The sequence below is a fragment of the Alteromonas sp. KC3 genome (assembly GCF_016756315.1).
Taxonomy (GTDB): Bacteria; Pseudomonadota; Gammaproteobacteria; order Enterobacterales; family Alteromonadaceae; genus Alteromonas.
The window spans coordinates 3,719,875-3,744,445 of sequence record NZ_AP024235.1; the positions used below are offsets into that span (position 1 = coordinate 3,719,875).

Genomic DNA, 24,571 nt, shown 5'->3' on the forward strand with positions numbered 1-24,571 from the left:
AATTAGATGGAAATAGAGCTACTGTGGTTTGTAGTGACACTTTGTATTACCGGCGCAATCGCGGGAATAACAGCAGGACTTTTCGGCAATGGTGGAGGTTTTGTTGTTGTGCCCGCGCTACTCGCGGTGTTTCCTTTTTTTACGCCTCCATCAGAAGCCTTGGTTAAAGTTGCCATAGGCACTTCTTTGGCGTCCATTGTGGTCTCAAGTGCCCGCTCTGTAATGGCACACCGCGCCAAGGGAGCGGTCGATTTTGACATACTCCGCTCTTGGAGCATTTGGCTTATTTTAGGTGTTGGTGGCGGTGTATTCATAGCCAACAATACCAGTGCTAATGGCTTAACCGTCGTATTTGCAGCAGGTGTGCTGCTGTATTCCGTGTACTTTTTGTTTCCTGAGTTCGTCGTTCGTCCGGGTCTAGTCTTTGACATGCCAACGGGTTTAGGAAAAGCGGTACTCGCGTTCGTGCTAGGCGGCTTTTCTGCATTACTCGGTATAGGAGGCGGTACACCCACCGTTATCACAATGGTGATGTGCCAACGCTCTATTCAGCAAGCCGTTGCTACTGCAGCGGGCGTGGGCTTTCTTATCGGACTTCCCGGCGCGATAGGCTTTTTGTTTATGAAGCACCCCGAAAGCGCATCACTACCCTTCGGCACTGTTGGCTTTATCAATATACCCGCCCTAATTGCAATCAGTATAGGCGCCATATTTACCGCTCCTATTGGCGCCAAAATGGCGCACAACTTCAGCGAAAAGAAACTCAAACGCCTTTTTGGCGTTTACTTGGTCATTGTCTCAAGCGCCATGTTTTACAAGGCCATGTAGACTCGAAAATAATGAAATAGAGGAAAATCAGCATGACATACAATCGCTCAAGACGTTTATTTTTAGGCGGAACTGTCGCAGCTACAGCCCTAGGCGCAAGCGGCTTAGTAAGCACAGCAGCAAACGGAGCAGACAGCCTTGTAAATAATGTCACTTACGGTCCTAAACCCGGCGTAGCCAAACTCAATGCCAATGAAAACCCGTTTGGGCCTAGTCCTCTTGCACTCAAAGCTATTGCCAAAGCATCGGCCGAGGGAGGCGCCTATTATGCCTACCCTGCTGCAATGACATTATTAGACATGATTGCAGAACGCCACGGTATCAAACGCGAAAACATTTCTTTAAGCGCAGGGTCCAGTCCAATTCTATCTTATGCTGCGCTTGCGGCTAGTCATAAAGGCAAAATTCTAGGGCCTGATCTTTTTTGGGACACAACGTCGAAAGCGCCAGAAAAGCAAGGCGCACCTGAGATTGTAAGGGTGCCAAATACGCCTGACCTCGATATTGATTTAGACTCAATGTATGCTGCGTTAGATGAATCTGTTGGCATGGTACACATCTGTAATCCAAATAATCCAACTGGGAAAATACTCGATCCTGAAAAACTAAAAGCCTTTTGCATTAAGGCCTCTAAAAAAGCGTTAGTTTTGGTAGACGAAGCGTATAACGAGTTAATTGATGAGCCGCCAAAACACTCTATGATCCCGCTGGTCAAAGCAGGTCACAACGTTATTGTGGCAAGAACATTTTCCAAGATATACGGCTTAGCAGGAATGCGCGTGGGTTACCTCATTGCATCAGAGGAAAATACGCAATGGATTAATCAATACGGTATGGGGGGCTACACGTTAAACCAAGCTGGCCTTGCCGCAGCAATAGCTAGCTATAACGACGATGCGTTTCTCACTTTTTCAAAAGAAAAAATAGATGAAGCAAAGGCAATGGTAATGGCCGCGGTCCAGGCAAACGGCTTAACCGCGTTACCATCAAATACGAACTTTATATTCGTCAATTTGGGTGATGGAAACGCTGAATACTTTCGACAAGCCATGGCTGAAAAAGACGTGCTTATTCGAGGCGTTTACCGAACCTACACAAATTGGTCACGCGTCAGCATGGGTAAAATCGCCGACGTTAAGCGCTATGTAGATGCCATGCCCTACGCACTTGAAAAGATGTCGACACTGCAAAAAACGTAATGAACAATACGTGTTTCTATTTTGGCCTGCAGCACAATTGCTGCAGGTCATCGATTTGTTTCTCCATTACTCTATCTCTTGCATACTCAACACTTAAGTCTAATACGCGAAACTTCCTGTTTTGCCATATATTTAAGGCATTGGCGCTAGCGCAGTTACATTGCTCTTTGAGTATTTTCCTAAGTAGGTTGCACTAACGCCAAAGTTGCACATACTTTATAAAAACGCATAGCGGCCTAAACCTTATTTTCCGGCCCGTTTTTTATGCGCGTTTGATACCAATCAAAAAGTGACGGAAGGAGGTTGTTCATGTCAATTTCTGTATTGGTTGCTGACGACTCAAAGTTATCGAGACGAAGCGTAATCCGCTCGCTTCCAGAAGAGCTTGATTACGACATAACAGAAGCAACCAATGGGCAAGAAGCGATTGATTCGCTCTCTCAGCAAGGTTTTGCTTTGCTGCTGCTAGATTTAACAATGCCAGGCGTTGATGGTGTGGGCGTATTAGAATATCTACAAGACAAGCAAGACAAACCCAACGTTATCGTGATAAGTGCTGACTTTCAGCCGGAAAAGCAAAAAATTGTGATGGCCTTGGGTGCTAAGAGATTCTTGCGAAAGCCGCTCGATAAAGAAGAACTCGCCATGACACTTTTCGAACTGGGGTACTTATGAGTAGTGTATTACCATTAGACGAAGAGCAAAGAGACGCACTCCAAGAGCTCTTAAATATATCTATGGGTCAAGCCGCAAATTCATTGGCACAATTAATTGAAACCAAAATTGACATCTCCATTCCCACCATTTCAGCAGTGACGCCCAATGAGTTGTATAGCTTGCTGTTTGAAACAACTGGCGCATTTTACACTCGCCAGTCTTTTCTCGGCGACATTCACGGTGAAGTAATGTCAGTACTCTCTCGCTCGGGCTTATCTGAAGTGGCAGAGCTTATGGATTATGATGAACCACTCTCTAAGGAAGATGTGCAGGAGATCATTCTTGAGCTTTGCAACATACTCGCAGGTGCCTGTTTAGCCGGTTTATCTGAACAATTAGAACTAACGACTAATTTAAATATGCCAACGCTTTTTGTCCCAGATAAAACTAATTTTGATGCACTCAAATGGCAGCACAGTTTGGTGATGGAAGTTCGCTTTGCTATCGCTATTTCATCTTTCAGTATGCGTGTTGTTTTCTGTTTAGATGATGAATCTCTCACTCGAATGAAAACGACATTGGACGAGTTACTTGAATAATGTTTGAACAACTGGTGGGTAAATTACCTGTCGGCATTGGTGTGGTAAATGAGAACTTTCAGGTTGTCTATCTTAACGAGTTTTTCCTAGACCGCTTGCCTCATGAGCTGCGTGGTGACTATAAAGAAAAAGTGGTTACCGACCTATTTGAAGGCCAAGGTAAGTTTTTAAAGCGCAGGCTCAAATCGGTGTTTGTTTTACAACATCCTAGCTTTAGCTATTGGGAGCAACGCCCGCATATTTTTCCATTCAAAAGCTCTCGCCCAATTACGGGTGAAGAAACGCAGATGTATCAAAATATGGAAATTTTGCCGGTCAAGGACCCGAACACTGGCGAGAGACTCGCGTGCATTTTTCTGCAAGATGTCACTGCTCAAGCGAGCTATTTTCGTACTCAACAAAAACTCTCAGAAGCACTAAAAAAAGAACACGAAGCGCAGCGAAAGCTCATCAAAAAACTCGACAGCGCACAAAGCCAATTAATCCAGGCTGAGAAAATGGCCTCTACGGGTCAACTCGCGGCGGGGATCGCACATGAAATCAATAACCCCATTGGCTTTGTCAACGCAAACTTAAATACTTTGGCACAGTACGCATCACACCTTATCAATATTGCTGACGGTGTACAGGAACAGATAAATGCGTTTAGCGAAGAGCTTGCCGAACAAATTACTTCCCTTTATGAATCTAACCACTATGCGTTGTTAAAAGAAGATATCAACGAGCTGATTAGTGAATCCGCCGAGGGTTTGATGCGGGTTAAAGAAATTGTTGAGAACTTAAAGAACTTCTCTATTGAATCAAAAGAAGGTGTGCAAAACATTGACCTATGTAAAATCTGCCGACAAATTATTTCTCTTGTCTCTGCGCAATACAATAAACCGCTCTACAAACTAGACTATGAACGCGAAGATGTGACTATCACGGGCTATCCAGGCCCAATTAAACAAGCGTTGATGAATATTGTATTGAACGCTGCACAGGCCACTGCGCAAAAGGGCTTCGTGAAAATCTATATAAAGGAAGAGAACCAACATATTCACGTGAAAGTCTTAGACAGCGGCCACGGTATTTCACAACAAAATCTCAAGCGAATTTTCGATCCTTTCTTTACCACAAAACCAGAGGGGCAAGGCCAAGGTTTAGGGCTCTCAGTGGCGTATACTGCTGTTGAGCAACACCAGGGAAAAATAAATGTCAGTAGTAAAGAAGGTAAAGGTACTGTCTTCGAAATTATTCTTCCTAAGTACTTCTTAGCACAAGACGCAGAAATATAAGCAACAGCTCCATTCACCTCTTACTGTCATTAGTGCGTGACATACTCATAAATACCCTGACTGTTTAACGACCTTTTAAGCCTACCTTTTGCCACCAAATAATTAAGATGCGACATACATTCAGCAACAGCAAACACCATGTTTCGACTCGACAGCTCCCTTTTAAACATTACTGGTAGCAATGAAACTAGTGTTTGTGGTTTGTTACACGCTTCACCCAGCGCCGATAAATGTTCCTGATGATGGCAGATCAACTCATCTACCCGTTGATGAAGCCCCACAAAGGGCAGTTTGTGGGCTGGCAATACAATAGTATTTTCAGGAAGTAATTTGAATTGAGGTAGCGTTGTTAGGTAGTCCTCTAGTGTACTCGCCTCAGGCTCCGTAGAGTATGCGCCAATGTTTGGGGTGATGATCGGTAAAATGTGGTCTCCCGAAATCAATACGTTTTTTTCTTTATTGAATAGGCAAACATGCTCTGGCGAGTGGCCACGACCGATAATTACTTTCCAGGTGTCTCCTCCAAACGTTAGCTGCATATCGTGTTTTAAACGTGTATAGCTGATAGGTACAGGAGAAACGACGCTACTATAACCTTTGTTACCGCCGGAAGTTAGCTGTTCAATTAACGTCGAATCGAGCCCCGCCCGTTTATAGTACTCAATATCTCTTTCATTAGTGGCGCCATTTCTCCCTGCACCAAATGCACGAGCAGTAAAGTACTCCGTTTGAGACATGTAAAAAGGCACGTTGTAATTATCAGCAATCCACCCAGCAAGGCCGATATGATCTGGGTGTAAATGTGTCACAATGACACCACATATTGGAGAATCTAGCTGAGCGAATATTGTTTCCCAGAGCGCCTTGGTTTTTGATGTACCTAAGCCTGTATCAACAACCACCCACCCATTTTCAGCGCGTATAAGGTACAAGTTGATGTGGTCAAGCTCAAATGGAAGCGGCATTGTTAACCACAATACGCCGTCAACAATTTCAATTAACTGACCCGGCTCAACTTGTTCGTCGAAAAGGTATTTCATCTTCCTGTCCATCTATAACGGTGCACACACTATATAAGTGTTCTATCGCGTCAATCGTATAAAGACAAACGTATCTGCCGAATAGAGATCTATAGGAGTCGGTGATAGCAAAGGGTATACTTAGAAACATATACACATATTTGCCTTTTGAAATACATTCTCTGCATTACACGACATGTCAAAACCGCTAATAAAACAGGGCTTCATTTTGAGCAAGGGCACGTTTACTCGTTCGGGAAAAGTGCATGTGGAATTATGGGTAAAGACAGACACAACAACAGTAAGGCTGATATCTGAGCCTCAGCAGCCCGTTTGCTTTGTTGCAACCACACAACAAGACGACTTATTGGCAGTATTGGACACACTCCAGAAACACATAACCTTTTCAGACGATGGTTTCACAACGTTAGAGCAAGTTGCAGTTGTAACCGTTAAAGCTGACACAGAAAGCCGCATGCATCAGCTAAGACAAATCGCAAAGCAAGTTGGGGTGACGCTCTACGAAGCCGATATTCGTGTTGCAGATAGGTTTCTAATGGAACGCTTTGTCTATGGCGCGATTGAATTTCTTAGCCCAAGTGACCGTAAATCTGCATCGTCACCCGTTACCATTGAAAATGCGCAAATTAGACCCGGTAACTACCGCCCTACTTTCTCTTCTCTTAGCATCGATATTGAGTGTGACGAGCATGAGACACTTTTCAGCATTGCGCTAGCAGGCGACGGCCTTAGCGAAGTGATACTGAAAAGGCCTGATACTTTGAATAGCGACATTGAATTAAGTACCGCGCAAACAGATTACACGTTAACCGTTGTTGATGATGAAGCGACGTTGCTTGAACACTTTTTTCAACGACTTAGCGCTTTCGACCCCGATATTATTCTAGGTTGGAACGTCAAACAGTTTGATATGGCTGTGATTGCAAGACGTGCCAAATATAACAAACTGCCCTTTGCAATCGGTAGGCATGACAGAGAAGCCTCGGTAAGAGAGTGGGAAGACCAAACGATTGTAGATGTGCCAGGCAGGGCTGTTGTTGATGGTATAGAGTCGCTTAAGACAATGACTTATCAATTTGAGTCTTTCTCACTTGATCATGTATCAGAAGTACTATTGGGCGAAAACAAGCTTATCCAAGATCACAATAAACTTGAAGCAATCAAACAACTCTATCAAAACGATCCGATTGCCCTTGCTAACTACAACTTTAAAGACACGGTGTTAGTTAATCAAATACAGCACGCGACCCAGTTTATCGATTTTCTTGCACTTAGAGGCACGCTAACAGGTTTAGATATAAGCCGTCCGGGAGGCTCTGTCGCAGCCTTTCTCAATGTTTATTTGCCCAAATTACACCGAGAACGCTATGTAGCTGGTGTTCGCCCTGAAAATGGTGGGCTTGCCAGCCCAGGCGGCTATGTGATGCATTCGAAACCTGGATTGTATCAAGACGTTTTGGTACTGGATTTTAAAAGCCTATACCCCTCTATAATTCGAACATTTAAAATCGATCCATTGGGGTTAGCAGAAGGTCTCAAGCACCCCGCTAGCGCAATTGAGGGCTTTAAGGGCGCTGTATTTAGTCGCGACAAACACTTTCTCCCAGATATCATTGAAAACCTTTGGCGTCAGCGTGATGAGGCGAAAAAACAAAATGACGCGCCCCGTTCCCAAGCCATTAAAATACTTATGAATTCATTTTATGGTGTATTAGGTAGTGGAGGATGTCCTTTTTACGACCCCCGGCTAGCCAGTTCAATTACCCTGCGCGGTCACGAAATTATGCAAACCACTGCACGCTGGATAGAAGAACTGGGGTATACCGTTATTTATGGGGATACCGATTCAACTTTTGTGCACGTTGAAGGCAATAATGCATTTGGTACTCCGAAAGAGACAGGAAAGCAGCTTGCTGGGCTTATCAATAAAAAGTGGCGTGAACTTCTGCGTTCGCAATTTCACATTGAGTGCCATTTAGAAATTGAATTTGAATCACATTTCTCGACCTTTTTTATGCCAACAATACGCGGCTCTTCTCAAGGCAGCAAAAAACGTTATTCCGGTTTAAAGAGTGAAGTAATTGATGGAGTAGAAACGAATACGCTCATATTTAAAGGCCTGGAAAATGTACGTTCAGATTGGACAGAGCTTGCCAAGAACTTTCAATACACTTTGTATCAGAAGGTGTTTAACAAAGAGCCGGTTAAAAATTATATTGAGCACACATTAGCTGACATTCGACAGGGAAACGTAGATGCGTTGCTTGTTTATAAGAAACGACTGAGAAAGCCATTGTCATCGTATGTAAAGTCTATACCTCCTCATGTAAAAGCAGCCAGACTAGCAGATGCACTTTATAAAGAACGAGGAGAACCATTACGATTCCAGAACAATACAACAATACCTTACGTAATAACGGTGCAAGGGCCTCAAACGACAGACACAGTTTCCGCCCCTTTAGATTACGAGCACTATATTGAAAAGCAAATTAAACCCATTGCAGATAGTATATTGCCGTTGATTGGCTCAGATTTCGACAAGCTCACTAATCAACAGCTAAACCTGTTCTGAATCATTCTTGTTTGTATGAACATCTTTCAAATGTTGTTACGTATTAACATACCGCCATTATAAGCCCACCAGTTAAAAAACTAGCAATATCTATAATATTCAATTAGATACACCATTGGCACAACTAGTGAATAGTCTTTCGTTGTGTAGTAATGAGCAATTGATCGCTCACATTTATTCTCAAATAGAAGGATTTACATTATGAAGACTACAAAACTTAGTACGATCATGAGTGCAGTATTGGCAGCAACTATTTCATCTACAGCGTTTGCTGGCCATCATGAAACAAAGGTTGATACTAGCTTTAATGCTATGGACACAAATAGCGATGGTTTCATTGTCGCTTCTGAGGTTGAAGGCACACTTGAAGCCAAAACGTTAGCAATGATGGATACAGATGGCGACAACATGGTTAATCGTAATGAGTTTTCTATATTCGTTGATGAAAAGCCGTCTATGTTCAGCGATGAAATTATTACTAAAGTTAAGACTACCAGTACCACAGATGCGGTGTTGATTAAACGCGGCGATGTAGCGTTAATGGAAAAAGCAGATGGTGAGATGATCTCTGAAAAAAATAAAGAGCTTCGTACCGAAATGTCAGCGATGGCCGATGATCGATTTACGCAGATTGATACCAACAGCGACGGTAAACTAACGACTAAAGAGATCGAAGTTGCAGAAATCCAAGGTGACTTTGATGAAATGGATGACAACGATGACCAAGTAATCACGCGAATGGAATATCGTGCCTATTTTGAAGAAATTGAATCGGAATAGCTTTTACTTCGCTACTAAACGTCATAAAGCAAAAAACCCGCCGTAAGGCGGGTTTCTTTAATTAGGACCTGGCAGTGTCCTACTCTCACATGGGGAAGCCCCACACTACCATCGGCGCTAATACGTTTCACTTCTGAGTTCGGAATGGAGTCAGGTGGTACCGTATCGCTATGGCTGCCAGGAAAAACTGGTAACAATCTAGAAAACTGGATATCAATTCAATCGTGAGTAACTACTTTTCACTCTACTTTCTGCTCATTTTTCAGAGCTTAGCTTGTCTACAACACTCAAAAGCCTAAAGCTTCTTGGGCGTTGTATGGTTAAGCCTCTCGGGCAATTAGTACAGGTTAGCTTAACGCCTTACAACGCTTCCACACCCTGCCTATCAACGTCATCGTCTATAACAACCCTTCCAGAACTTAAAGTTCAGGGATGACTCATCTTTGGGCCGGCTTCCCGCTTAGATGCTTTCAGCGGTTATCCGTTCCGAACATAGCTACCGGGCAATGCCATTGGCATGACAACCCGAACACCAGCGGTTCGTCCACTCCGGTCCTCTCGTACTAGGAGCAGCTCCCATCAATCATCCAACGCCCACACCAGATAGGGACCGAACTGTCTCACGACGTTCTAAACCCAGCTCGCGTACCACTTTAAATGGCGAACAGCCATACCCTTGGGACCGACTTCAGCCCCAGGATGTGATGAGCCGACATCGAGGTGCCAAACACCGCCGTCGATATGAACTCTTGGGCGGTATCAGCCTGTTATCCCCGGAGTACCTTTTATCCGTTGAGCGATGGCCCTTCCATACAGAACCACCGGATCACTATGACCTACTTTCGTACCTGCTCGACGTGTCTGTCTCGCAGTTAAGCTAGCTTATGCCATTGCACTAACCTCACGATGTCCGACCGTGATTAGCTAACCTTCGTGCTCCTCCGTTACTATTTGGGAGGAGACCGCCCCAGTCAAACTACCCACCAGACACTGTCCACAACCCCGATAAGGGGCCAATGTTAGAACATCAAACATACAAGGGTGGTATTTCAAGGACGGCTCCACACAATCTAGCGACTGTGCTTCAAAGCCTCCCACCTATCCTACACATGTAGGTTCAATGTTCAGTGCCAAGCTGTAGTAAAGGTTCACGGGGTCTTTCCGTCTAGGTGCGGGTACACAGCATCTTCACTGCGATTTCAATTTCACTGAGTCTCGGGTGGAGACAGCGTGGCCATGGTTACACCATTCGTGCAGGTCGGAACTTACCCGACAAGGAATTTCGCTACCTTAGGACCGTTATAGTTACGGCCGCCGTTTACCGGGGCTTCGATCAAGAGCTTCGCATACGCTAACCCCATCAATTAACCTTCCGGCACCGGGCAGGTGTCACACCCTATACGTCCTCTTACGAGTTTGCAGAGTGCTGTGTTTTTAATAAACAGTCCCAGCCACCTGGTCACTGCGGCCCCCATCTGCTTACCGCGCAAGGCGTTCACAAACAGGGGCGTACCTTCTCCCGAAGTTACGGTACAATTTTGCCGAGTTCCTTCACCCGAGTTCTCTCAAGCGCCTTAGTATTCTCTACCTGACCACCTGTGTCGGTTTGGGGTACGGTTCACATAATCATAAGTTTAGAAGCTTTTCCTGGAAGCAGGGCATCAACAACTTCACTACCGTAGTAGCTCGTCTCGCGTCTCAGCTTTAAGAACCCGGATTTACCTAAGTTCTCGGCCTACTCGCTTTCACTTGGACAACCAACGCCAAGCTTGCCTAGCCTTCTCCGTCCCTCCATCACTGATTATATAAGTACGGGAATATTAACCCGTTTCCCATCGACTACGCATTTCTGCCTCGCCTTAGGGGCCGACTTACCCTGCCCTGATTAGCATGGGACAGGAAACCTTGGTCTTCCGGCGTGGGAGTTTTTCACTCCCATTATCGTTACTCATGTCAGCATTCGCACTTGTGATATGTCCAGCAAGCTTTACAACTCACCTTCATCCACTTACACAACGCTCCCCTACCCAGCATGTAAACATGCTGCCGCAGCTTCGGTATATTGCTTAGCCCCGTTACATCTTCCGCGCAGGCCGACTCGACTAGTGAGCTATTACGCTTTCTTTAAAGGGTGGCTGCTTCTAAGCCAACCTCCTAGCTGTCTATGCCTTCCCACATCGTTTCCCACTTAGCAATATTTTGGGACCTTAGCTGGCGGTCTGGGTTGTTTCCCTCTCCACGACGGACGTTAGCACCCGCCGTGTGTCTCCCGGATAGTTCTCATTGGTATTCGGAGTTTGCAAAGGGTTGGTAAGTCGGGATGACCCCCTAGCCTTAACAGTGCTCTACCCCCAATGGAATTCGTCCGAGGCTCTACCTAAATAGATTTCGGGGAGAACCAGCTATCTCCCGGTTTGATTGGCCTTTCACCCCCAGCCACAGGTCATCCCCTAACTTTTCAACGTTAGTGGGTTCGGTCCTCCAGTTGATGTTACTCAACCTTCAACCTGCCCATGGCTAGATCACCGGGTTTCGGGTCTATACCTAGCAACTAAACGCGCAGTTAACACTCGCTTTCGCTACGGCTCCGTTATTCACTTAACCTTGCTACTAAATATAAGTCGCTGACCCATTATACAAAAGGTACGCAGTCACCCCGAAGGGCTCCCACTGCTTGTACGTATACGGTTTCAGGTTCTATTTCACTCCCCTCACAGGGGTTCTTTTCGCCTTTCCCTCACGGTACTGGTTCACTATCGGTCAGTTAGGAGTATTTAGCCTTGGAGGATGGTCCCCCCATATTCAGTCAAGATAACACGTGTCCCGACCTACTCGATTTCACTGTAAAGAATCCGTCGTGTACGGGGCTATCACCCTGTATCGCTCCTCTTCCCAAAGGATTCCACTAAATTCTAAACAGCTTAAGGGCTGCTCCCCGTTCGCTCGCCGCTACTAGGGGAATCTCGGTTGATTTCTTTTCCTAAGGGTACTTAGATGTTTCAGTTCCCCTCGTTCGCCTCGTTACACTATGTATTCATGTAACGATACCTATAAATAGGTGGGTTTCCCCATTCGGACATCTGTGGCTCAAATGCATTTTGTCGGCTCACCACAGCTTTTCGCAGACTTACACGTCCTTCATCGCCTCTAACTGCCAAGGCATCCACCGTATACGCTTCGTCACTTAACCATACAACCCCAAACAGCCTTTTGACTTCTGCCTGAGTTATGTCGCATGAATGACAAGCTAATCGGAAGAATTGCCTTGCTATCAAATCATCGATTGATAACAAGCAATTCAGTCAAGTAGAGTAAAAAGTCATCTTTCGATTTCTCAGTTACTCAATTTTGATTGATTACTATTAATATCAGCTTTCCAAATTGTTAAAGAACGTTAGATGTTTCCTGCAAAAGCAGTACTTTCATCCTTAGAGTAAAAAACCCTAATCAATGCTTACTGAAACAGTAAATATTCATTAGGATTCAACTTCCGTTTTGACACATTTTTGCCATCTATTTCTTGCTTAGACAAGGCATCGGATTGCGTAGCGTGCTAGTAGCACGTGAGCGATACGATAACGCAGTATAAGTAAGAAATGGTAGGCTTGGGCAGACTTGAACTGCCGACCTCACCCTTATCAGGGGTGCGCTCTAACCAGCTGAGCTACAAGCCTTCAGTCTACAACCTGAAGCTTTCAAGCTCAGATTTTCAAGTAGATGGTGGAGCTAAGCAGGATCGAACTGCTGACCTCCTGAATGCAAATCAGGCGCTCTCCCAGCTGAGCTATAGCCCCATAAACTTGTGTCGTTCTTCATTTTAAACAAGACTATCTGTGTAGGCACTGCATCAAGGCGTCTATCGACGTAATGGTAAGGAGGTGATCCAACCCCAGGTTCCCCTAGGGTTACCTTGTTACGACTTCACCCCAGTCATGAAACACAAAGTGGTAATCGTCCTCCCGAAGGTTAGACTAACTACTTCTTTTGCATCCCACTCCCATGGTGTGACGGGCGGTGTGTACAAGGCCCGGGAACGTATTCACCGCAGTATTCTGACCTGCGATTACTAGCGATTCCGACTTCATGGAGTCGAGTTGCAGACTCCAATCCGGACTACGACATTCTTTAAGGGGTCCGCTCCACATCACTGTCTCGCTTCCCTCTGTAAATGCCATTGTAGCACGTGTGTAGCCCTACACGTAAGGGCCATGATGACTTGACGTCGTCCCCACCTTCCTCCGGTTTGTCACCGGCAGTCTCCTTAGAGTGCCCAACTTAATGCTGGCAACTAAGGACAAGGGTTGCGCTCGTTGCGGGACTTAACCCAACATCTCACGACACGAGCTGACGACAGCCATGCAGCACCTGTGTCAGAGTTCCCGAAGGCACCAATCTATCTCTAGAAAGTTCTCTGCATGTCAAGTGTAGGTAAGGTTCTTCGCGTTGCATCGAATTAAACCACATGCTCCACCGCTTGTGCGGGCCCCCGTCAATTCATTTGAGTTTTAACCTTGCGGCCGTACTCCCCAGGCGGTCTACTTAGCGCGTTAGCTTCGCTACGCACGATTTAAAATCACACACAGCTAGTAGACAGCGTTTACGGTGTGGACTACCAGGGTATCTAATCCTGTTCGCTACCCACACTTTCGCACATGAGCGTCAGTCTTTGGCCAGGGAGTCGCCTTCGCCACTGATGTTCCTCCAGATATCTACGCATTTCACCGCTACACCTGGAATTCCACTCCCCTCTCCAAGACTCTAGTCTGCCAGTTCTAAATGACCATCCCAGGTTGAGCCCGGGGCTTTCACATCTAGCTTAACAAACCGCCTGCGTGCGCTTTACGCCCAGTAATTCCGATTAACGCTCGCACCCTCCGTATTACCGCGGCTGCTGGCACGGAGTTAGCCGGTGCTTCTTCTGTTGTTAACGTCACGGCTAGCAGGTATTAACTACTAACTTTTCCTCACAACTGAAAGTGCTTTACAACCCGAAGGCCTTCTTCACACACGCGGCATGGCTGCATCAGGGTTTCCCCCATTGTGCAATATTCCCCACTGCTGCCTCCCGTAGGAGTCTGGGCCGTGTCTCAGTCCCAGTGTGGCTGATCTTCCTCTCAGAACAGCTAGAGATCGTCGCCTTGGTGAGCCTTTACCTCACCAACTAGCTAATCTCACTTGGGCCTCTCTTTGCGCCGGAGCCGAAGCCCCGTTTGGTCCGAAGACATTATGCGGTATTAGCAGTCGTTTCCAACTGTTATCCCCCTCGCAAAGGCAAGTTCCCAAGCATTACTCACCCGTCCGCCACTCGTCAGCGATGTGCAAGCACATCCTGTTACCGTTCGACTTGCATGTGTTAGGCCTGCCGCCAGCGTTCAATCTGAGCCATGATCAAACTCTTCAATTAAATATATCGAAATATGAATCGTCGTTGTGACACTCTTAACGAGTGCCCACACAGATTGTCTTGTCTAAATTTTTAAAGAACGTTGCGACTTCGTCGCAATTCACTAGAAGCTTTGCTTCCTAGTGACTCACCCTGTTCGAGTGAGGTGCGCATTTTACATCGTTTATTTTTGATGTCAACCTTGTTTTTAAACTTTTTATTTGCTTGAAAACTTGGTTTCGCACTTAGCTCTTTGAACACTTCATTTTACTTGAAGCCCCCTCAGAACGTGGAGCGCATTATAGATACCTACTGGAAAAGATCAACAGCTAATTTGTCTTTTTTTGCATTTTAACCCAATTTTAGTGTTAACCGCTCATTTCTCCATCATTTCATATGATCAAATGCACCTTTAGACTAGTTTTTTCACAATTTATTGTTCAATTTGTTACAAATGAGTAAACTATGACCAGCCTCCAACCCATAATAAACAATAGAAAGGTAGGTATATGAAAGTAGGCTTTATTCAATGCGCTGTTATTAGCGCTATTTTTGCAATTGCAGGTTATTTGTTATTTTCTTCAGCTAGTTTAAATGTACACGTTCCATTGACCGTGTCCGCCGCTTTGCTCATTAGCGGTATCGTCACACCATGGCTAGCATCTCTTATTCAAAGCACATCTTCCTCAGATGCCAGAGATAACACTCAAGAAGGTTCCATTGAAACACTCTACGTAGGTAATTTACCTTACCGTGCAAACGAGAGTGCAGTTAAGGAATACTTTAGCAGTTATATAGAAGTACAGTCTGTCCGCCTAATGAAGGATCGCAAAACAGGTAAGCGTAAAGGTTATGGTTTTATTGAAGTGATCACTGACGATCTAAATAGCGTCATTGATAAAACTAACGATTCCATCTTTCAAGAACGTACGCTAAAAGTACGCCCAGCGAAAGATAAGGTCGAACACGCTTAAGGTATGTTCATGTTGATATAAACAAAAGCCCGGACTCGTTCCGGGCTTTTTTATATTTACAAACTCTTCCTAATTATGAATTAGCAGTTGTCTCTGTGCTTTGCGGAAGTCCTTGCAACAAAGTTTGGTTAAAGGTATGAAATCTATTTATTGCCGATACCAAGTCAGGCACCTGAACGTCTTCCATTTTACTAATTAGTCCCGCAATTAAGGTATTGTAATCTTCATTGCTAGATAACGTACTTTCTACATTGGAAAATGTGCTCATCATTTTATCTAGGTATTGCGAGATTGGACTCACAACATTTCCAAATTGCGATTTGTCACTTTTCTCATCATTATAATGCTGAATATTTTCATACGTCTTTAGGACTTCTGTTTGTGTTGTCCTGTTCAGTTGAAGCGCGTAACCAACCAGTTCCTTATCATCAAAGCCCAAACTGAGTGCTTCTTCAAACGCTTTGTCTATGTCTCCACTATAAAACGTATCTGCAAGATCCTGAACTTGCCCAACGAGATCCGCAACTGATTGAAGCTCATCTTCATCTAACTCACCTTTGAGCGAAAAACTAATACCGCTTCTTTCGTAATATTGGTAAGAAGTGGTTTGCTCAGCTGTAAACGATTGCGAATCACTACTTGTTTCAGCGCCGTTGTCATCTGACGCGTTTTGCGTACCAGAATTTTGTGCAGTGAATGACAATTGCTGCGAAGCCTGAAATGACCGCAGACTTTCAAAGCTAAAGGTCACCTCATCGCCATCTTTGGTTCGGATTAAAAGGCTTCCTGACTTTTCATCTGACGCTGATACTGCTTCTAAAGACGTTAATGACACTGCAGTAGCTTCATTGCGACCAAAAATGTCTGTTTCTAGGTCGTCAATGCCCGTATCAATCAAGTCACGGCTTTTTGTCATTCCTTGCTGAATTTCGTCATTCATAAACCCCGCAAGATCTTTTTCTGCCATAGCAAAGCCACGACTCACACCTTCTCTCGCTTGGCTAAATAATCCGGTGAGCTTTTCATCACTAGCCCCACCATTCGCCGCACCTCGAATCACTCCCCCCACAAACTTAAGAACGTTCCTCGCCACCTTTTCAAAATCGAACAAACTGGTCGACTTTTCTTCAATCGCTTTGTCTTTCGATTCCTGTGGTTTTTGGCCGTCAATCTCAAGTGTTTGGTTAAGACTGCTGCTGACAACACGTAGTCCGATACTGGTCTGACTGCTTGATACCGACACCGACGCCGCTTGTTGCTTTGAAAACTCGGCAGCTTGTTGCAACCCATCTTGTTGCAATTGCTTTTTCAGCGCCTCATTCGGGTGAACTGATGCCTTTTGCTCAGCCTTTTGGTCTCCCATAAAGGCTTTAATTTGACCCACGTTCATAATTTGATCCTCACTATCCTCTTTCTTATTATCGGCACTGAATCAGGATTGTTTAATTTTAATACACCTTTTTTATCCCTGCTTGTATAAAAGTGCTTATAAAGCCATTTAGCATTGCACATATTTTGTGAGGGACTACAATTCGCGACCTTGCAAAACAAAACAACGGTGTTAACCACGAAATCGTGATGGAGAGAGTAATATGACCGCACCAGATCTGAAAAACTATCAAGCTCAGCTTGACGAAAAAGTTACCCGCCTAGGTGACTTACTTTCTCCATTTAATGCACCGAAGTTAGAGGTTTTTAGTTCCCAGCCTACGCATTACCGTATGCGTGCTGAGTTTAGGGTTTGGCATGAAGGTGACGACCTATATCACATCATGTTCAACCAAGAGACAAAGGAAAAATACCGTGTCGACGCTTTTCCACCAGCATGCGAGACCATTAATCGCGCAATGACCGCGTTACTGGAACACGTAAGACCGTCAGAAGTCTTAAGGAAAAAGCTTTTTCAGATAGATTACCTTTCTGCGCTTTCAGGAGAATTGGTAATAAGCCTCTTATATCACCGTCAACTCGACGACGAATGGGAACAACAGGCAAGAGCATTAAAGCAATCACTTGAAACTGAGTTTAAAAAAGTAAACATCATTGGCCGAGCTCGTAAGCAGAAACGCGTTATAGATGATGACTTCGTTATTGAGCGATTACCAATTAAAGACAGAACATTCATTTTCAAACATATCGAAAATAGCTTTACCCAACCAAATGCTTCGGTAAATTGCAGCATGATTGAATGGGCTCTTGACTGTGTTACCCCCCTTACCGGTGATCTACTCGAAATGTATTGTGGCGCAGGAAACTTCTCACTTCCTTTGGCGCTTCATTTCGACAATGTGGTTGGAACTGAAATAGCGAAGCCGTCAGTTCAAGCTGCACAGTTCAACATAGAACAAAACAAACTGAATAACGTAAAAATTGTTAGATTAGCCGCGGAAGAATTTACACAAGCCATGAAAGGCGAACGTACGTTTAGTCGGTTAGAAGGAATTGAACTGAAGGATTACAACTTTACAACGGTTCTTGTCGACCCTCCGCGCGCAGGCCTTGATGTAGAATCACTAAAAATGATTCAGGATTACGACAACATTGTATATATCTCATGTAATCCCGAGACGCTTGCACAGAATCTTGAATTACTTTGCAAAACTCACGAAATAAGTGCAGCGGCGTTATTCGACCAATTCCCGTTTACACATCACGTCGAAGCTGGTGTGCTATTGTCACGAAAATAGAGCACGGCTTCTATACAAAAAAAGTATACTAAAGAGGCCAAAAGCGGCCTCTTTTACATTAGAGAATGTTAGTTTTTGCGCTTTAGTTTTACGGTAAAGATCAACACCCTCTCGTTATTTCTTACCTACAGTTGTCGTTGCGCCCACCTGCACAAACCTCAGTTGAGCTTTAACTTTTTCACCAATTTCACCACGCAATTTATCGTCAGCTTCCAGTGCTTCAGCCCCCGCACTGAAAACAAGTCTCACCATCGCATCAGCTTGCAATTGCGCACATGCATATTCCACACTTTGTTGCTCAATAATATAGTCGGTGAGCTCATCAATAAAATGCTGTATTTCTCGAAAAACTGCTAAACGATACGCCGAAGACGTTCCTGTGTGCTCACGCAATAATAAACGAAATACATTTTTATTCGCTGCGATAAACTCCATGAAAGTTTCTACTGAGGTATGAATAACACCGCCGCCAGATGCAATGCGTCGCCTGGCCTGCCGCATCAATTGTCGAAGTGCTAAACCAGCTTCGTCGACCAATGTAAGCCCCAATTCATCCATATCTTTGAAGTGTCGATAGAAAGACGTAGGAGCAATACCTGCTTCACGAGCAACTTCTCTTAAGCTAATTGCCGAAAGACTTCGGTTTTCATCAAGCAAAGAGAACGCGGCGTGGATGATATTTTGGCGGGTTTTTAATTTCTGTTCTTGTCGGCTCACAGTTACACCATATTAAGAGGCCCTAGCATAAGACTTTGTAGTCTATCGTAAGAGTATGCGTCAAAGAAACAAAGAAGGTGAATTCTCGCTTAAGCAAATGTTGACGATATTAAAACGTGACGAAGTTAATATTTTGTTAAGAACTGAAAATAGAGTGTGATACGGTAGTTTAATAGAGTCTGCTGTCAAATAACCAAGGGGCGTATTGTGCCTAGTTTATTGTGAAAAAGGTCATTCAACGCTACTTACTAAGAGCGATATCAAGTGACGTATTGCGAGATGGACGGCGCAAATTTCACCGCTTACTACGCCGTCTTACAAATCGTAAGGCATGCATTAATGTTTATCTGAAAGTGGATGATCCCTATTCATACCTTTTAGTGCAGGCGCTCCCCAGTATAGAAAAGCGCTTTAATGTCGAGTTTAGTGCTAACGTCATTTATTCATTGCAAGAAGACATGTTTCCCGAACCAGAATTATGGGCAAAACACGCGTTAGTTGACGCAAATTATGTGGCTTCTCTTTATCACTTCAAATTTTTACCACACCCCAACAAGTCACAATCGGCGATTGATGTAGCACATTACGACGCCTACGCAATACATTTACAAGATAGAATTGACCAAGGAGACAGTTGGCAAGCTTTACTCCGTATATTTGAAGATTACTGGCAATCACGCAATGCTAACGAGCCATATCGTCAAATGAAACAATCAAAGAACGCTGATGCCCTCAAAATAAAGCTCAAAGAAAATAGTAATTCCCTATCACAGCAAGGGCACTACCTACCTGCGACCCTCTATTTTGAGGGAGAGTGGTATTGGGGCATAGATCGCCTTTGCCATTTGGAAGAGCGTTTGTTACACGAGAATCTAGGAAAACTACCTACTATCCATGTTGTTTTCGACCGCAGTTATTTGAATATTCAAAGCTCAATAATACATAACGCCGCACTACCCTCTGTAAAAGTGGAAAACGTCCCCCCTATTGAACTGTTTTGGTCAGCACGCAGTCCTTATTCCTATATCGCACTTTACAAGGCCATATACCTTGCCAACGCGTATGGTGTACCACTTAACGTAAAGCCTGTCCTACCTATGATGATGAGGGGACTAGATGTCCCTAAAAAGAAAGCCCTTTACATATTCTTAGATACCACACGAGAAGCTCGAAAATTGGGCATTGAATACGGTTTTGTCGCAGATCCCTTAGGCCCTGGCGTTGAGCGTTGTTACTCCCTTTTACGTTTTGCTCGCGAACGAGGACGCTACCTTGAATACCTTTTGGCATTCGCACAAGGCGTAAATGCCAAAGGCATTAGGGCAGACACCAATGAGGGAATGAAACGTATTGTTGAACAAGCGGGATTAAATTGGACCGAAGCAAAATGTCACCTAAGCGACAGTCACTGGAAAGAGGAAGTGGTATCAAATCAACAAGAAATGTACGCCTTTGGTAATTGGGGTGTACCGATTTTTCGCTACAAAAACACGATGGTGTGGGGTCAGGACAGAATGTTTGTCATTGAGAGAGAATTACGAGACGCAATGAGAACATCGCCGGTCTCAATTCATCAACTAGATTAAGAACTGTCAAAATGAATAGCACAAAGTATATTACATCCAATTTATCCATTGAGCAGTGGCAGCAAACTGGCCAAACGTTTCCTTATTGCGAAATGAATATCTTTTACCAGGACAGTAAATACAGTGAATTGGGTGTAAAAAAGATTCATCCCAATAATTTGCAGGTTGCTCCAACAGTAGTTTTAATACATGGATTCCCTACCGCTAGTTGGGACTGGCACAAAATATGGCCTTCACTGTGTCAGCACTTTAGAGTGATTACACTTGATATGCTTGGATTTGGCTTTTCCGATAAACCAAGCGAGTATGACTATTCAATTCACAACCAAGCGAATGTTTTCGAAGCACTGTTAAAGCACCTTAATATAACGCAATGTCATATCATCGCCCATGACTACGGTGATTCTGTTGCGCAAGAGTTACTTTATCGACACGCCCACATTCATCACAATGATGAAGGACTTACCCTACAAAGCGCGACACTCCTTAACGGCGGACTCTTTCCTGAAACTCATCGACCTAAATTTATTCAAACTTTGCTGAATTCTCCTCTGGGCTTCTATGTCGCTAAGTTGATCAGCAAAAAAAGCGTTGATAGCAATATGCGATCTGTCTTTGGAAACGATACTCAACCAAGTGTTCAGGAACTAGAGGAAATGTGGCAGCTTATTAATTTCAACCAAGGAAAGCAGGTTTTCCATAAACTCATCGGGTATATGACACAACGCAAATATCACAGAGAGCGGTGGTTAGAGGCGTTAACACACGCCGTTTGCCCAATACAAATTATCAACGGTAGTGCGGATCCCATATCAGGAGAGCACATGGTAGAGCGGTATGAGACATTAGTCTCAAGCAAGAATATCGTTCGCCTCGCAAATGTTGGGCATTACCCTCAAATGGAAGCACCTGAAGCCGTTAGCGAAACAATCATCTCTTTTATAAACAAGCAATAAGCGATTTTCACTTCAAATGTCGACGCGAATTTGACGGCATAATCTATAATTAAACTTTACACATGTAAGCAGAACTTATCTTGGTTTTGCTTGCCTGAACTTCCGTAAAACGATAAATTAGCGAACAGTTGTAAGCCAAGTTGTATAAAATGAAAAAACCTCCTCTTATTTTGACTAACGTGCTGGTATTTTTAATATCTGGCGCGATTGCATTTATTGGTGTTCCACTTTGGGTGGCATATCAAGGTATTGATTGGGCCGAAATTGGCGCTGCTATATTCCTATTTTACTTTACAGGTATGTCTATCACTGCTGGCTACCATCGCTTGTGGTCACACAAAACTTATGACGCCAATGTTGTGGTACGCGTCATACTCGCAATCGGCGGTGCCATGGCACTGCAAAATAGTATTCTGCACTGGTCGTCAGATCACCGCATTCACCATCGTCACGTTGATGACAATGACAAAGATCCCTACTCAGCCAAAAAGGGGTTGTGGTTCGCTCACATAGGGTGGATGCTGCGTGAATATCAAGCGAAACGCTATGATGATTACAGCAATTGCAAAGACCTACAGAAGGACAAGGTCGTAATGTGGCAACACAATCATTATCTCCCTATCGTTCTGGCGGCTAATTTTGGTATTACTGGATTGCTAGGATATCTAAATGGTGATGTGCTTGGCATGATTTTAATTGCGGGTGTTCTTCGTCTGGTATTGGTTCATCACGTCACCTTCTTTATTAATTCACTTGCCCATTTTTGGGGTAGTCAACCTTATACCGACAAGAACACAGCAAGAGATAATGGTGTTCTAGCATTCTTCACCTTTGGTGAAGGTTATCATAACTATCACCATATCTTTGAGTATGACTATCGCAACGGGATTCGTTGGTATCAGTTTGATCCAACCAAGTGGTTGATTAAAGGTCTTTCTTATTTTGGGTTAACACGTAATCTTCGCAAGGTACCTGAAGAACGTATCGAAAAAGCATTGGCAGCTATGCAACTTCAGCGTGCTAGCGAACAAGTCTCTGTATTACCAAATGCTGAAGAGTTAATGCACACCATTCAGCAAGAATACGACTTACTTATGCAGCGTATGAGCGACTACTACTCAACAAAGAAACGGGTAATGCGTATTAAGCAAAAAACATTGAAGCGCAGTATTGAAGGATTAGAGCTAGCTTATAAGTACAAGGAACTAAAGCACGCGTTTGCTGTTCAAAAAGAAAAATGGTTACAACTGCAAACCTTGTCTTTGCAAATGGCATAAGCCAATTTAGTTAACAATACGCGTAAAAAAACCACACCAGCCTTTGGCTCGTGTGGTTTTTTATTATCTACGACTAGAGTCGGTTGGAATTACTGTGGTAGTCAGGTAATACTATGATAAGAGCGTGCTAAGTTTCACTTGGTACACGCTTATCTAAAATAAAAAACAACGAGTTGGGAAAAACATGGCAACGAAGCAAAAAACAAAGGCACCGTCATACCATTATGATGCAATTGTAATCGGAACAGGCCCTGGCGGTGAAGGTGTGGCAATGCAGCTTGCTAAAGCGGGAAAGAAAGTTGCAATTGTAGAGCGCTACGACGCTGTAGGAGGAGGCTGTACTCATTGGGGTACAATACCCTCTAAAGCGCTGCGCCATTCCGTTAGTCGCTTAATTGAATACAATACGTCGCCACTTTTTGCTGACAACCATTTAAGTAAGAGTCTTACATTTTCCGACATTATGCGCCATGCCAGTGGTGTTGTTAAAAGCCAAACGAGGCTACGCTCTTCATTTTACGATCGAAATCGCGTTACTCTGTTCCATGGAGAAGCAAGCTTTGTTGATGCCCATACGTTAGAAATCACCCGAAAAGACGGTTCGAGAGATACTGTCACTGCGGGGCAAATTGCCATTGCTACGGGCTCTCGCCCTTATTGCCCGAAGGATATCGACTTCAATCACCCGCGTATTTATAACTCAGACACTATTTTGTCTTTAAATCACGATCCTAAGTCCATCATTATTTATGGTGCAGGGGTTATCGGCTCTGAGTACGCCAGTATATTTAGAGGGCTTGGCGTAAAAGTTGATTTGGTGAATATGCGCGATCGTTTACTGTCGTTTCTAGATACCGAAATTTCAGATGCGTTGAGTTATCACTTGTGGAATAACGGCGTGCTTATTCGCCATAACGAAACCTATTCATCGGTGGAAGCAACTGACGATTCAGTGATCCTTAACCTAGCGTCAGGTAAGCGAATGCGTGCAGATTGTTTGTTGTTTGCAAACGGTCGAACGGGTAATACCGATACGCTTAAACTTGAAAACGTAGGACTTAAGGCAGACAGCAGAGGACAATTAAGCGTTAACGAGAACTACCAAACTGAGGTCGATAATATCTATGCCGTGGGCGATGTAATTGGCTACCCTAGCTTGGCATCAGCAGCCTATAATCAAGGTCGTTTTGCCGCAGAAGCGATGCTGGACAAGAAAACCCATGCCGCACTGGTCGCAGATATTCCTTCGGGGATCTATACCATTCCTGAAATAAGCTCTGTTGGTAAAACAGAACAAGAACTCACGGCTGCAAAAGTGCCTTATGAAGTGGGCCGCGCCCAGTTCAAACACTTAGCCCGTGCACAAATTGCCTCTACTCAAACAGGTAGTCTTAAAATTTTGTTTCATAGAGAGACCAAAGAGATCCTTGGGATCCACTGTTTTGGCGAGCGTGCATCGGAGATCGTACATATCGGTCAGGCAATTATGCAGCAAAAAGGCGAAGGCAACACGATTGACTACTTCGTCAATACCACATTTAACTACCCAACGATGGCTGAGGCTTATCGTGTTGCAGCTATTAATGGCTTAAATAGAATTTTTTAACAGGCACAAAAAAGCCGGCATCAAGCGCCGGCTTTGAGCTAACTATATAATTAGTTACGGTTCGCAGCTAACGCATTCAACGCGTCTTTATGAGCCACGATATCAATGTGCATTTTTTCTTGATCGAATGTCATTGTTGCAATGGCGTAGTCGCCTTGACTCTCGCTAGCAACTTCAATCATTTTTGCTTGTGCATCACGGAAACGAATGTTGTTACCGATTTGGTCGGCCATACATTGGTTATTCATTTCGAATGTTTTCGCATCCATGCAATCGAAAAGCTGGTTACTGCCAGATTCCGCATGCGCAATACCAAATGCAGCTGATAATGCTAATCCAAGTACTACTTTACGCATGTCTCTTCTCCTGTGTTACAGTACATTACTGTTAAATGTAAATATACTGTATATACGTTAGATAGTCAATTCAGATC

At 44.1% G+C, this 24,571-nt stretch carries 17 protein-coding genes, 2 tRNA genes and 3 rRNA genes; 13 read left to right on the forward strand and 9 right to left on the reverse strand.

What is annotated here, in order from left to right; translation table 11 throughout:
• Window positions 1-6: 6 nt before the first annotated feature.
• The 5 genes from JN178_RS16430 to JN178_RS16450 all read left to right on the forward strand — a co-directional run bounded on the left by JN178_RS16430 (window position 7) and on the right by JN178_RS16450 (window position 4,560).
• Window positions 7-828 (forward strand): sulfite exporter TauE/SafE family protein, encoded by an 822-nt coding sequence (locus JN178_RS16430; RefSeq protein ID WP_202262472.1) that lies wholly within the window; start codon window positions 7-9, stop codon window positions 826-828.
• Window positions 829-860: 32 nt separating this feature from the next.
• Window positions 861-2,027: a pyridoxal phosphate-dependent aminotransferase gene (locus JN178_RS16435; protein WP_202262473.1), complete on the forward strand. Its 1,167-nt coding sequence runs from the start codon at window positions 861-863 to the stop codon at window positions 2,025-2,027.
• Between the two features lie 309 nt (window positions 2,028-2,336).
• Window positions 2,337-2,702 (forward strand): response regulator, encoded by a 366-nt coding sequence (locus tag JN178_RS16440; RefSeq protein ID WP_159626369.1) that lies wholly within the window; start codon window positions 2,337-2,339, stop codon window positions 2,700-2,702.
• Window positions 2,699-3,283 (forward strand): chemotaxis protein CheX, encoded by a 585-nt coding sequence (locus JN178_RS16445; protein ID WP_202262474.1) that lies wholly within the window; start codon window positions 2,699-2,701, stop codon window positions 3,281-3,283. Before JN178_RS16440 ends, JN178_RS16445 begins: the two co-directional genes overlap by 4 nt.
• Entirely contained in the window at window positions 3,283-4,560 is a 1,278-nt protein-coding gene (locus JN178_RS16450; RefSeq protein ID WP_202262475.1) for a sensor histidine kinase, read from the forward strand. The genes JN178_RS16445 and JN178_RS16450 overlap by 1 nt, the downstream gene beginning before the upstream one ends.
• Before the next feature lie 29 nt (window positions 4,561-4,589).
• Here the strand turns inward: JN178_RS16450 and JN178_RS16455 are convergent, their stop codons facing one another.
• Window positions 4,590-5,600, reverse strand: a complete 1,011-nt coding sequence (locus JN178_RS16455) for an MBL fold metallo-hydrolase (protein WP_202262476.1) — start codon at window positions 5,598-5,600, stop codon at window positions 4,590-4,592.
• Between the two features lie 175 nt (window positions 5,601-5,775).
• Between JN178_RS16455 and JN178_RS16460 the strand changes: the two genes are divergently transcribed.
• Together JN178_RS16460 and JN178_RS16465 are read left to right on the forward strand one after the other, a co-directional pair.
• Complete coding sequence (locus tag JN178_RS16460; RefSeq protein ID WP_202262477.1) at window positions 5,776-8,172, forward strand: DNA polymerase II; 2,397 nt, start codon at window positions 5,776-5,778, stop codon at window positions 8,170-8,172.
• Between the two features lie 201 nt (window positions 8,173-8,373).
• Complete coding sequence (locus JN178_RS16465; protein ID WP_202262478.1) at window positions 8,374-8,952, forward strand: hypothetical protein; 579 nt, start codon at window positions 8,374-8,376, stop codon at window positions 8,950-8,952.
• 66 nt (window positions 8,953-9,018) lie between these two features.
• Here JN178_RS16465 and rrf read toward each other — a convergent pair.
• The 5 genes from rrf to JN178_RS16490 form a co-directional block, all read right to left on the reverse strand.
• Window positions 9,019-9,134, reverse strand: a 5S ribosomal RNA gene (gene rrf / locus JN178_RS16470).
• Window positions 9,135-9,268: 134 nt separating this feature from the next.
• A 23S ribosomal RNA gene (locus JN178_RS16475) occupies window positions 9,269-12,142 on the reverse strand.
• 407 nt (window positions 12,143-12,549) lie between these two features.
• Window positions 12,550-12,626, reverse strand: a tRNA-Ile gene (locus JN178_RS16480).
• A 44-nt stretch (window positions 12,627-12,670) separates the two neighbouring features.
• A tRNA-Ala gene (locus tag JN178_RS16485) sits at window positions 12,671-12,746 on the reverse strand.
• A gap of 77 nt (window positions 12,747-12,823) precedes the next feature.
• Window positions 12,824-14,356: ribosomal RNA gene (locus JN178_RS16490) — 16S ribosomal RNA — on the reverse strand.
• Together the 16S, 23S and 5S rRNA genes with 2 tRNA genes alongside form the textbook arrangement of a ribosomal RNA operon.
• Before the next feature lie 488 nt (window positions 14,357-14,844).
• Here JN178_RS16490 and JN178_RS16495 point away from each other — a divergent pair.
• Complete coding sequence (locus JN178_RS16495) at window positions 14,845-15,309, forward strand: RNA recognition motif domain-containing protein (protein WP_202262479.1); 465 nt, start codon at window positions 14,845-14,847, stop codon at window positions 15,307-15,309.
• A 73-nt stretch (window positions 15,310-15,382) separates the two neighbouring features.
• Here the strand turns inward: JN178_RS16495 and JN178_RS16500 are convergent, their stop codons facing one another.
• Window positions 15,383-16,699: a DUF5610 domain-containing protein gene (locus JN178_RS16500; protein WP_202262480.1), complete on the reverse strand. Its 1,317-nt coding sequence runs from the start codon at window positions 16,697-16,699 to the stop codon at window positions 15,383-15,385.
• Window positions 16,700-16,901: 202 nt separating this feature from the next.
• On the opposite strand from JN178_RS16500, the gene trmA reads away from it, so the two are divergent.
• On the forward strand, window positions 16,902-17,996 hold the full coding sequence (gene trmA, locus JN178_RS16505) for a tRNA (uridine(54)-C5)-methyltransferase TrmA (protein WP_202262481.1): 1,095 nt from the start codon (window positions 16,902-16,904) through the stop codon (window positions 17,994-17,996).
• A gap of 114 nt (window positions 17,997-18,110) precedes the next feature.
• Here the strand turns inward: trmA and fabR are convergent, their stop codons facing one another.
• Window positions 18,111-18,713, reverse strand: a complete 603-nt coding sequence (gene fabR, locus JN178_RS16510; RefSeq protein ID WP_159627885.1) for an HTH-type transcriptional repressor FabR — start codon at window positions 18,711-18,713, stop codon at window positions 18,111-18,113.
• Between the two features lie 221 nt (window positions 18,714-18,934).
• On the opposite strand from fabR, the gene JN178_RS16515 reads away from it, so the two are divergent.
• From JN178_RS16515 to sthA, 4 genes are all read left to right on the forward strand, one after another.
• On the forward strand, window positions 18,935-20,299 hold the full coding sequence (locus JN178_RS16515; RefSeq protein WP_202262482.1) for a DsbA family protein: 1,365 nt from the start codon (window positions 18,935-18,937) through the stop codon (window positions 20,297-20,299).
• Window positions 20,300-20,310: 11 nt separating this feature from the next.
• A complete protein-coding gene (locus JN178_RS16520; protein WP_202262483.1) occupies window positions 20,311-21,255 on the forward strand; it encodes an alpha/beta fold hydrolase in 945 nt (314 codons plus the stop codon).
• Window positions 21,256-21,404: 149 nt separating this feature from the next.
• The gene (locus JN178_RS16525) at window positions 21,405-22,532 is read left to right on the forward strand and encodes an acyl-CoA desaturase (protein WP_202262484.1); all 1,128 of its coding nucleotides are present in this window, start codon (window positions 21,405-21,407) and stop codon (window positions 22,530-22,532) included.
• A gap of 184 nt (window positions 22,533-22,716) precedes the next feature.
• The gene (gene sthA / locus JN178_RS16530; RefSeq protein WP_202262485.1) at window positions 22,717-24,138 is read left to right on the forward strand and encodes a Si-specific NAD(P)(+) transhydrogenase; all 1,422 of its coding nucleotides are present in this window, start codon (window positions 22,717-22,719) and stop codon (window positions 24,136-24,138) included.
• Between the two features lie 50 nt (window positions 24,139-24,188).
• Here the strand turns inward: sthA and JN178_RS16535 are convergent, their stop codons facing one another.
• Entirely contained in the window at window positions 24,189-24,494 is a 306-nt protein-coding gene (locus tag JN178_RS16535) for a pyridine nucleotide transhydrogenase (RefSeq protein WP_159627875.1), read from the reverse strand.
• Window positions 24,495-24,571 lie beyond the last annotated feature (77 nt).